This window comes from Pelatocladus sp., assembly GCF_059505505.1.
In genome coordinates, this window is the sequence record NZ_JCACKS010000211.1 from 40,720 (window position 1) to 43,316 (window position 2,597).

Consider the following 2,597-nt stretch of genomic DNA (forward strand, 5'->3'; position numbering starts at 1 on the left):
AACAAGAAACTCCGAGCTTGAAACAAGAAACTCCGAGCTTGAAACAAGAAACTCCAAGCTTGAAACGTAACTTTTTTATTACGATCGCTCTATTTTTTGGTTTCCGTACTATTCTCAAGCACAACGTGCTTTATCCAATCAACTTGGACAGGTTTTTTCTCTGTTTGTATGAAACCACCCTGCAAGATTTGAATCAATTGATGTTTCTGCACAGTACCCAAAACACGATGAGGTGTAGATAAATCAGTCACTCGTTGTAGAGAGAGCCAAGCATAGCTATAAACTGGTAATTCCGAAATAGTATCTACATCTTCTCCGTGGTGAGGAGTGTAGAAATCAAGTAGGACTCCTGTTTTTCCTCCAGCTTTGACAAAATAGATAGAATGATTCTGCAAAATTTGAGCGATCGCAGGCTGTGCTAAAAAACTTCTCAGATCTGGATTATAATCACTCAAAAAGCCATGACTACCAACAACAGCCAAAGCTAACCAAACCGGAATCAACCAACCAGCCAACCAGTAGTTGGAATTCAGAAACTTTTTACCAAAGCGATAACGACCAATCCACACTAAAGGTAAAATCAAGCAACCACAGCCTAAAGCCAAACCAATAGTTGCATATTTGCGAAGATCACCACTACCCCAAATAAAAACTAAGCTACCTGTCAACAACAATAAAATAGCAATCACACCAAACCCATAGCTGAGATTGCGAGGAACTTTCTTGAGATAAGTTAATCTTGTCTGCTCATCTTTTCCTAATTCTCTAATCGACCTCTTACCATCAAAACCCACACTAGCCAGCCAGTCCAATCCTAAAGCCGCCAGCAATGCAATGAAAGGATATAAACAAAGGCTATAGTGAGGTAAACGAGTCGAGAAAATACTGATTTCAAAAAATAAAATTAATGGCAAACCAACCAATATTAATTGATAGCGATAAATAGGGCGACGACAAGTCAAAAATACACCAATAACAGCAAATAAAAACCAAGGAAAGACCTTGATAGGGACATTCCATAGATAAAATAAAACCCCATTATTGCCACGTTCTTGAGAACCTAGACGAAATACAAATTCTAATAATTCTTCTATAGTATCAATGCCGTAGAGTGAAAAATTTAACCACAGCCAAATTAATGTCGGAATTAAACCCAGCAAAAAACCTAAATACAACATAGGGTTTGTCAGATGACGATGACGGCGATGTTCCCTAATCAGATAAGGAAACAAAGCGATCATTGGCAAAAAAATCATAAAGCTTCTGACTAAAAAACCTAAACCAAAACAAACACCAACAACCAAGCTATAAACAGAGCGATATTGAGGATTTAATTCTGCTTTTAATAAAGCCAAAATTGCCAAAATTACCAAAAAAATCATTGGCACATCAGGTGTACCCAAACGACAGTATTGTAACCACAAAAATTCCACACTCAAAATTACAGCAGCTAACCAAGCAATTTTTTGATTTAATAAAATTTTGCCAATTTCATAGAGAATGAATATACTCAATACACCCAAAATCATACTTGGCAGACGCACACTAGTCTCACTGATACCAAATAGGGTGTAAGAACTGGCAATTAACCAGTAAAGACCTGGGGTTTTATGATGGGGTTGTGACCAAGGATTGATCCAATTACTTGAATCAAACATTTGACGCGATCGCCAAGCATAAAGTCCTTCGTCATGGGCCATCAAGCTACTATGACCAGAATTAGATAACAATAACGGCAGTATCCAAAATAACAAAGTTACGTAAGGAAAGCCTACCCAAGAACGAAAACGCTGCCACGCTAATTGATAATTTGGTAACTTAAATAACATTGAATTTTATTGTTTCGCGATTGGTAGATGTTTGATAGACTCACCTATTTTTTCAGACTGTTTCTAATATACGTATGGTGATACACAAATTTAGGCAAAACTTCTCCTAATCAAAGTCCTATGCTACTTAGACCAGAACAACGTACTAAACTTGACGCAGACGACGACAAGCAATTTTATTCATTTCCCCGCTTCGTCACTCATGTAGACGAAGGCTTTATTCAACAACTAACGGATTTATATCGCGATCGCCTCCAACACAACACACGTATTTTAGATATCATGAGTAGTTGGGTTTCTCATCTACCAGAAGAAATGCAATTTGAGCATGTGGAAGGACACGGACTCAACGCTGAGGAATTAGCACGTAATCCCCGTCTAGATCATTATTTTGTCCAAGATATCAACGAAAATCCTCGTTTACCACTTCCGGATCAAGAATTTGATGCTGTTCTCAACTGCGTCTCTGTGCAATATTTGCAATATCCTGAAGCAGTATTTTCCGAAATTTATCGCGTCCTCAAACCAGATGGGATTGCAATTATTAGCTTTTCTAACCGCATGTTTTTTCAAAAAGCTATCCAAGTTTGGCGAGATGCATCAGAAGGAACCAGAGTTGAATTAGTTAAAGGCTATTTTAACTCTGTACATGGATTTACTACCCCAAAAGTGATTGCTCGGCAATCAAATACACCAATTTTTCTTCAGTGGTTAGGTGCATCAGGAGGAGATCCGTTTTATGCAGTGATCGCTAGACGAGAGAATTAA

2 protein-coding genes are annotated in these 2,597 nt (G+C 38.0%); one reads left to right on the top strand and one right to left on the bottom strand.

Translation table 11 applies throughout. The features are described from left to right. Positions 1–89 precede the first annotated feature (89 nt). A complete protein-coding gene (locus tag AC5JMK_RS18430) occupies positions 90–1,829 on the bottom strand; it encodes an ArnT family glycosyltransferase (protein WP_495910749.1) in 1,740 nt (579 codons plus the stop codon). Between the two features lie 120 nt (positions 1,830–1,949). Here AC5JMK_RS18430 and AC5JMK_RS18435 point away from each other — a divergent pair, with 120 nt between their 5' ends. Further along, on the top strand, positions 1,950–2,597 hold the full coding sequence (locus AC5JMK_RS18435; protein WP_096677057.1) for a class I SAM-dependent methyltransferase: 648 nt from the start codon (positions 1,950–1,952) through the stop codon (positions 2,595–2,597).

Bases quoted from the DNA above. Each gene is read 5' to 3' on its own strand.
- AC5JMK_RS18430 (WP_495910749.1), bottom strand. From the start codon at position 1,829: ATGTTATTTAAGTTACCAAATTATCAATTAGCGTGGCAGCGTTTTCGT.
- AC5JMK_RS18435 (WP_096677057.1), top strand. From the start codon at position 1,950: ATGCTACTTAGACCAGAACAACGTACTAAACTTGACGCAGACGACGAC.